Annotated in this window: 6 protein-coding genes and 2 pseudogenes; 3 read left to right on the top strand and 5 right to left on the bottom strand. The window is 72.7% G+C overall.

The window, feature by feature from the left end:
* Nucleotides 1-17 precede the first annotated feature (17 nt).
* The 3 genes and pseudogenes from NBW84_RS24000 to NBW84_RS01735 form a co-directional block, all read right to left on the bottom strand.
* Nucleotides 18-332: a hypothetical protein gene (locus NBW84_RS24000; protein ID WP_445548609.1), complete on the bottom strand. Its 315-nt coding sequence runs from the start codon at nt 330-332 to the stop codon at nt 18-20.
* Nucleotides 326-848: pseudogene (locus NBW84_RS24005) on the bottom strand (hypothetical protein). Before NBW84_RS24005 ends, NBW84_RS24000 begins: the two are co-directional and overlap by 7 nt.
* Nucleotides 837-1,142, bottom strand: a pseudogene (locus tag NBW84_RS01735) (cobalamin-dependent protein); the annotation flags it as partial. The pseudogenes NBW84_RS24005 and NBW84_RS01735, both read right to left, overlap by 12 nt.
* Before the next feature lie 308 nt (nt 1,143-1,450).
* Here NBW84_RS01735 and NBW84_RS01740 point away from each other — a divergent pair.
* Both NBW84_RS01740 and idi read left to right on the top strand, forming a co-directional pair.
* A complete protein-coding gene (locus NBW84_RS01740) occupies nt 1,451-2,518 on the top strand; it encodes an enoyl-CoA hydratase/isomerase family protein (protein ID WP_250281052.1) in 1,068 nt (355 codons plus the stop codon).
* Nucleotides 2,519-2,584: 66 nt separating this feature from the next.
* The gene (idi, locus tag NBW84_RS01745) at nt 2,585-3,259 is read left to right on the top strand and encodes an isopentenyl-diphosphate Delta-isomerase (protein WP_250281054.1); all 675 of its coding nucleotides are present in this window, start codon (nt 2,585-2,587) and stop codon (nt 3,257-3,259) included.
* 142 nt (nt 3,260-3,401) lie between these two features.
* Here idi and NBW84_RS01750 read toward each other — a convergent pair whose 3' ends face one another.
* The gene (locus tag NBW84_RS01750; protein WP_250281057.1) at nt 3,402-3,995 is read right to left on the bottom strand and encodes a TetR/AcrR family transcriptional regulator; all 594 of its coding nucleotides are present in this window, start codon (nt 3,993-3,995) and stop codon (nt 3,402-3,404) included.
* A 391-nt stretch (nt 3,996-4,386) separates the two neighbouring features.
* Between NBW84_RS01750 and NBW84_RS01755 the strand changes: the two genes are divergently transcribed.
* On the top strand, nt 4,387-6,636 hold the full coding sequence (locus NBW84_RS01755) for an MMPL family transporter (protein ID WP_250281059.1): 2,250 nt from the start codon (nt 4,387-4,389) through the stop codon (nt 6,634-6,636).
* Nucleotides 6,637-6,652: 16 nt separating this feature from the next.
* Here NBW84_RS01755 and NBW84_RS01760 read toward each other — a convergent pair.
* A partial coding sequence (locus NBW84_RS01760; RefSeq protein WP_250281061.1) for an ABC transporter substrate-binding protein occupies nt 6,653-7,663 on the bottom strand: 1,011 nt, incomplete at its 5' end.

A 7,663-nucleotide genomic window follows, 5' to 3' on the forward strand; every position in this document is an offset into this window, starting at 1 on the left:
GGGCCGTGGTGCCGTTGTCAGCGAGGTCTCTCGGAGGCCACCCCGGGTGGCTCCCTGAGGAAGGTCTCCAGGATGCGGTCGGCGGCGAGTGCGGGGGTGAGCTCGCCGGCGCGGACCTGCCGTTCGATGCCGGCGGCCAGCGCGCCCACCCGCGGGTCGGTACGCAGCCGCGCGAGCAGCCTGTCGCGGATCATCTCCCACGTCCAGGCGACCTGCTGGCCGCGCCGGCGGGCCGCCAGACCGCCGGACGCGGCCAGCGTCTCCCGGTGGCGTTCGACGGTCCGCCAGACCTCCTCCAGACCCGCACCGGTCATGGCGCTGCAGATCAGCACCGGTGTGCTCCAGCCGCCGTCACCGGCCCGCAGGAGCCGCAGAGCGCCGGCCAGCTCCTACGCGGCGACGCGCGCGCCCCCCTCGTAGGGACCGTCGGCCTTGTTGACGCGACGATGTCGGCGAGCTCGAGCACCCCCTTCCTGATGCCCTGCAACTGATCGCCGGTACGCGCCAGGCACAGCAGCAGAAAGGTGTCGACCATCCCGGCGACGGTCACCTCGGACTGCCCGACACCGACCGTCTCGACCAGGACGACGTCGTAACCGGCCGCCTCCATCACCACGATGGACTCCCGGGCCGCCCGGGCCACCCCACCGAGGGTCGCCGACGTCGGCGACGGGCGCACGAACGCGGCCGGGTCGGTCCCGAGCCGGGCCATCCGCGTCCGGTCACCCAGGATGCTGCCGCCGGTACGGGTCGACGGCGAGCACGGCCACAGTGTGCCCGCAACCGGTCAGATAGGTGCCGAGCGCGTCGATGAACGTCGACTTCCCCACCCCCGGCACCCCGGTGATCCCGACGCGCCGGGCGTGCCCGGCGTGCCCGGCGAGTTCGGCGCGCAGCGCGGGCACGAACGTCAGATGGCCGGCGGCGAACGAGGAGACCCCGATGATGTGCACATCGGCCTCGACGGCCTGCCGCGCCACCTCCGGCGGGGCCTGGAACAGCGGGCCCACGTCCACGTCGAACCCGAGGTCGGCGAAGGCGGACGCGATCACCTGCTGGCCGCGGTCGTGCCCGTCCTGCCCCATCTTCGATCCGGAGCCCGGACTCAGGCCCGTACCGCACGACACCCCCGGACGCCGTCCGCCACGACCGGTACAGCTCGTCGGTCTCAGTCATACGCTCTCTCCTCGCAGGTCCGGACCACCAGGCCCAGCGGCAACCGGGATCGGGAACGGCGGAGAGCGTCACAGCACGGGAAGCGGAACCGGCTCCGGAACCGGCTATAGGACCGGCAGGCCGGCACACGCTCACAGCTCCCGGCCCACGGTGCGTGCCCGCCGGTAAGTCGCGGGCCGCAGGGTATCGCTTGAGACCGCGCGGTATCAGCCGACATTGTTGGATGTCCTACCGTGCGGGCCGCCGGGTCCCGCCGGGCACCGGAGGGAAAGCGATGAACGACGTACTGCTCACCGTCCGCGGCCGGCTGGGCCGGATCACGCTCAACCGGCCGAAGGCCATCAACGCGCTCAGCCACGGCATGCTGCGCCGCATCGCCGACGCCCTGACCGCCTGGGAGCACGACGAGCGCATCCGGGCGGTACTGATCGACGGTGCCGGCGAGCGGGGGCTGTGCGCCGGCGGTGACATCCGGTCCATCTACGACGACGTCAGCTCCGGCGGCAGCGCCGCGCTGGGCTTCTGGGTCGACGAGTACCGGCTCAACGCCCGCATCGGTCACTACCCGAAACCGTATGTCGCGCTGATGGACGGGCTGGTCATGGGCGGGGGCGTCGGCGTCTCCGCGCACGGCAGCGTACGGGTGGTCACCGAGCGCTCCCTGGTCGCCATGCCCGAGGTCGCCATCGGCCTCGTGCCCGACGTCGGCGGAACCTATCTGCTGTCCCGGATGCCCGGCCAGTCGGGCACCCACATCGCGCTCACCACCGCGCGGATATCCGGCGCCGACGCCATCCAGCACGGGCTGGCCGATCACTACGTGCCCAGCGGCCGGCTCGGCGCGCTGGTCGACGCGCTGGGCAGCGGTGACGAGCGCGACCCGGTCGAGGTGGTCCGCTCCTTCGCCGAGCCGCCCCCGGCCAGCGCGCTGGCCGCGCAGGCGGGCTGGATCGACCACTGCTACGCGGCGGGGACCGTCGAGGAGATCCTGGGACGGCTGAACGAGCACGGCGGGCCGGCCGCCGCCGCGGCGGAGGAGATCGCGAAAAGATCGCCCACCGCGCTCAAGGTCACCCTGCGCTCGCTCCGGTCGGCCGCCGAGCTGCCCAGCCTGGAGGCGGTGCTCGACCAGGAGTACCGGGTCTCCAGCACCTGCCTGCGCTCGCACGACCTCGCCGAGGGCATCCGGGCCCAGGTCGTCGACAAGGACCGCCGTCCCCGCTGGTCACCGGCGGCCCTGGCCGAGGTCAGCGACGAGGCGGTCGCCAGCTTCTTCGCGCCCCTGGGCGCCGGCGAACTCGGGCTCGCCACCGCCAGGGTGTCGATTGTCACGGGTCAATGACCCTCCGATTCAGGAAATGCGCTCCGACGCGAACGGCTGCCGGCGGGCGCTGTTACCATTGTTTCCATGAGCCATTCCCGACCGTATGCCCGGACGCCATCGTCAACGAATTCCCACGGATCGGACGGAGCGGACGGCGCGGCCCCGGAGCTCGTCGTTCTTCTCAGCCCGTCCGGAGAGGCGGTCGGAGTCGCCCCGAAAGCCACCGTCCACGGGCCTCGGACGCCGTTGCACCTGGCGTTCTCCTGCTATGTCTTCGATGATGCCGACCGCGTACTCGTCACCCGGCGGGCTCATGCGAAACGCACCTGGCCAGGGGTGCTGACCAACACCTGCTGCGGCCATCCGGCCCCTGGTGAGGATTTCCGGATGGCCGTCTCACGGCGGCTGGCCGAAGAACTGAACCTGCACGTCCAGCGCATCGACCTGGCCCTGCCGACGTTCCGCTACCGCTGCGTGATGGCCGACGGCACCGTGGAGAACGAGATCTGCCCGGTGTTCTTCACGCAGGCGTCAAGCGATTTCCGGATCAACCCCGAGGAGGTCGCCGAGGCATACTGGGCACCATGGCCGGCGTTTTCCGAGGACGTTCTGGACGGTTCTCTGAAGATATCACCCTGGTGTCGCCTGCAAATGGCACGGCTGCGCACGCTCGGGCCCTCGCCCCGGCACTGGCCGGTGGCACCGGACGAGGCGCTCCCCCCGGCCGCCCGGCAGAATTCCAGAAACCATCGGGGATAAGCCGGGGCGGGATTCCGTGCCACCGCGGAAGCCGCTCCGGCAGCCCGCCCCCGTCAGTCCGTCACCTCCGCGTCGGGCTCCCCCACCGGCGGCACCGGGTGCCGGATGCCGCGGATGCCGGGATGCCGGCTGCTGGGCGGCCTCAGGCGGTGGCGGCCGGCGGCCGGCGGTGGCGGAGCAGGCGCCGGCCGCAGCCGAGCATGTGGCCACGCAGCTCCTCGTCGCCGATGTCGGCGACCTGCGGGCCGAACCCGGCCTCGCGCAGCCCGGAGAGCAGGATGCTCGCGGCCACGATGCCGCCGGGATCGGGATCAGGCCCCGTGAGCAGCACCAGGATCCGGTTGCTCAGCTCGGGGAACGCCCCGTGTTCGCTCAGGACGTGCGCGACCGCGAGGTCACCCTGGAGCACGGCGTAGAGCGACCGGTTACGGATGATCAGATCGATGATGCCGGCCAGCACGGTCTCGACCTGGGCGGCACGGGAGCGCTTCCGCTCGGCCTCGCTCGCGATCGCGGCGAGCTCCTCGATCGCCGGGTTGACCACCGCGAGGACGATGTCGTCCTTGGTCTTGTAGTGGTAGTAGACGGCCGCCTTGGTCACGCCGAGCGCATCCGCGATCATCTGTAGTGACGTCCCGCTGACACCTCGCTCGGCGAAGAGGTCCAGGGCCGCCGCGAGCAGCTTCTTCCGCCCCGTCCCCTCCCGAGGGCCCGCCGGTTCGAGCTGTGTCGCCACCGCCTCCGACCTCCTGTCCGTCTGTCCGTCTGTCCGTCTGTCCGTCTGCTCGTCTGCTCGTCTGCTCGTCCGGATTGTCCTGGCTGCGCGGGCCGCCTGTCCGGCTGATCCCCATCCGCGCGGACGATCTGGGCGCCATCACCAGGCATCATCTCGCGCGACAGGCGGGCCGACAGGTCGGCCGAAGCGCAGCTGACAGAGCAGCACTGTCGCGTCCTGCGCGCTCATCGATCTTAATGCTAGCCGAACGGCAGGTCGGTAACCAGCCGATCAGCTTGCCATTTCCTAGACGAACGGCTAGCTTCCTTTTGGAGAAGACCTGCCGATCGGCTAGTGACGCTGGCAAGCGGCGCTCATCCGCAGCGCCCTGTCGACCCAAGGAGAAGATCCGTTGGCCACCTACCTGTACCGGCTCGGACGCACGGCCTACCGCCGCCGGCGGCTGGTCGTCGCCCTGTGGGTCGTCGTGCTGGCCCTCATCGGGGCCGGCGCGGCGACCCTGTCCGGCCCGACCTCCGACACCTTCTCCATCCCGGGGACCGAATCCCAGAAAGCGGTCGACCTGCTGCGGGAACGCATGCCCGGCGCCGGCGCCGACGCGGCCACCGCGCGCGTGGTCTTCACCGTCACGGACAGTCCGCTCACCGAGGGTGCGCGCAGACAGGCCGTCACCGACACCGTCCAGCGGATCACCAGGGCGCCGCAGGTGGCCCAGGCCAGCGACCCGTTCCTCCGGGACGGTGTCTCCCGGGACGGGCGCACCGCCTACACGCAGGTCGCCTACAAGGTGCAGCCGGGCGAGGTCACCGACGAGGCCAGGGACAGCCTGTTCGCCGCCGCCACGACGGCCCGCGACGCCGGGATCGGCGTCGAGTTCGGCGGCACCGCGGTGGAGGGGGCGCCCGAACAGAGCGCCACCGAGGTCATCGGCCTGGCCGTGGCCGCCGTCGTGCTCGTCATCACCTTCGGCTCGCTGGTCGCGGCCGGCTTCCCCCTGCTCACCGCGCTGCTGAGCGTGATGATCGGCATCGGGTGCGTCCAGATCGCCACCGGGTTCATCGACATCGGCTCCAGCACCCCGACGCTCGCCCTGATGCTCGGCCTGGCGGTCGGTGTCGACTACGCGCTGTTCATCACCTCCCGCTACCGGCACGAGCTCTCCCTGGGGTCCGACGGCGAGCAGGCCGCGGGCCGCGCGGTGGGCACCGCGGGCTCGGCGGTGGTGTTCGCCGGTCTGACCGTCATCATCGCGCTGGCCGCGCTGTCGGTCGTGGGCATCCCGTTCCTGACGTCGATGGGGCTGGCCGCCGCCGGCACCGTCGCCGTCGCCGTGCTCGTCGCGCTCACCCTGCTGCCCGCCCTGTTCGGCTTCGCCGGGCGGCGGCTGACCGGCGGGCGCATCCCCGGGCTGCGCGCCCGCGACCCCGAAGGCGACGGCGGCGGCCCCACGGCGGGCCAGCGGTGGGCACGCCTGATCGTGCGGCGTCGCGGCATCGCCGTCGCCGTGTCCGTGCTGGCCCTGGGCCTGCTCGCCGTGCCCGCGGCCGATCTGCGCCTCGGCCTGCCCACCGACGCCACGGCCGCGCCGGACAGCACCCAGCGCCGGGCCTACGACCAGCTCACCGCCGGGTTCGGGGCGGGTTTCAACGGCCCGCTGCTGCTCGTGGTGGACGGCACGGCCAGCGCCGACCCGCACACGGCCGTCGACGAGGTCTCCCGGACCATCGCCGGGCTGCCGGGCGTGGCCGCGGTGACCGCGCCGACGTTCAGCCCCGCGGGTGACACCGCGACGCTGTCGGTGACCCCCGCCTCCGGGCCGAGCGAGGCCGCCACCGAGGACCTGGTGCACACCATCCGCGGCCAGGCGGCGGCGATCAGGGCCGCCACCGGCGCCAGCACCGCGATCACCGGTGAGACCGCGATCAACATCGACGTGTCCGAGAAGCTCTCCGACGCGCTGCTGCCCTACCTCGCGGTCGTCGTCGGGCTGGCGTTCGTGCTGCTCGTCCTGGTCTTCCGCAGCGTCCTCGTGCCGCTGAAGGCGACCGCGGGCTTCCTGCTCAGTGTCGTCGCCACGTTCGGCGCGGTGGTGGCCGTGTTCCAGTGGGGCTGGCTGATGGACGTCCTCGGCGTCGCGACGACCGGCCCCATCGTCAGCATCCTGCCGATCTTCCTCATCGGTGTCCTGTTCGGCCTGGCCATGGACTACGAGGTCTTCCTGGTCACCCGGATGCGCGAGGAGTTCGTCCACGGCCTCGGGCCGGACGACGCGGTGGTCACCGGCTTCCGGCACGGCGCCCGGGTCGTCACCGCGGCCGCGATCATCATGATCAGCGTGTTCGCCGGGTTCATCCTGTCCGATCAGGCGATCATCCAGTCGATCGGCTTCGCGCTCGCCTTCGGCGTGCTCGTGGACGCGTTCGTGGTGCGGATGACCCTGGTGCCGGCGGTGATGTCCCTGGCCGGGCGGCACGCCTGGTGGCTGCCGGCATGGCTGGACCGGCTCCTGCCCGACATCGACGTCGAGGGCAAGAAGCTCCTCGGCCCGCCGGCCCTGCCCGAGCAGCGGGCCCACGCCACCATGTCCGCCGGGGGCCCCACCGCACCCCACGACCTGCCCGCGACCGTCCGCCATCCCTGACCGCGGCGGCCCACGGCTACCCGGAGCGGCGGATCCACACGGGGACGAAGCGCTGGCCGCGGACCTCGTAGACGGTCACCACCGACGTCAGCGGGTCGCCCCAGGCGTCGAAGCCGACCTCACCGGTGACACCGGGGAAGCGGCCCTGCCCGACAGCGGTGACGATCGCCGCCCTGGCGGCCTCGTCCACCATGTCGCGGCCGGGCAGGACGCCGGCCGCGGCCCGCAGCAGCGCCTGCGCCGCGTCGTAGGCGTAGGCGGCGACCGAGGGGATCCCGTCGACGCCCGGCGCCGGGGAGGCGGCCGGTGAGGCCGGCGCGACGGCGTGGCCGCCGTCGCGGGCCTCACCGTCACCAGCCGGTCCGGCCGCCGCCGGGCTACCGCCGGCCGGACCACCAACAGACGGACCGGCAGCAGACGGACCGGCGACAGACAGGCCACCAGCGGGCGGGGCGCCAGCAGACGGAGCGCCAGCGGGCGAGACACCGCCAGCCGGAGCGCCGGTAGCCGGGCTGCCGCCGTCCTTCTCCGCCGGCCAGCGGCCCAGGTAGGCGGCCGCGAACCGCCCGGCCGCCGGCAGCGCGGACAGGGGCGCACCAAGATCGGCGATCAGGTCTCCTTCGGCGGTGTCCCGCGTCCGCTCGAGGTAGTGGGAGTCGAACAGCCCGTCGGAGCCCAGGATGGACACGGCCGGGCCGTGCTCGGCCAGTTCCTCGCGCAGCTTCCCGGCAAAGGCGGGGCCGGTCGCCACGTACACCAGGTCCGGTGCCTCGGCGCGCAGGGAGCGGGCCACCTGTTCGACCTCGGCCGTGTCGTCGGTGCTGCCGTCGACCCGGTGCGTCCCGGTGACGGCCGCGCCGAGCCGGGCAGCCTCGGCGGCGAACCGCCGCGCGAGCGAGATACCGAAGTCCGGGCCGCCGTCGACCACCGCGATCCGCTGGCGGCCACTGGCCCGCACCGCGAACTCGGCGGCGTCACGGGCCGCGAGCACATCCGTCCCGCTCAGCCGGAAGTAGGTCCGGTACGG

Origin of the sequence: Protofrankia sp. CiP1_Cm_nod2 (assembly GCF_920664355.1) — a bacterium.
Taxonomy (GTDB): Bacteria; Actinomycetota; Actinomycetes; order Frankiales; family Frankiaceae; genus Protofrankia.

Bases quoted from the DNA above. Each gene is read 5' to 3' on its own strand.
- NBW84_RS01740 (WP_250281052.1), top strand. From the start codon at position 1,451: ATGAACGACGTACTGCTCACCGTCCGCGGCCGGCTGGGCCGGATCACG.
- idi (WP_250281054.1), top strand. From the start codon at position 2,585: ATGAGCCATTCCCGACCGTATGCCCGGACGCCATCGTCAACGAATTCC.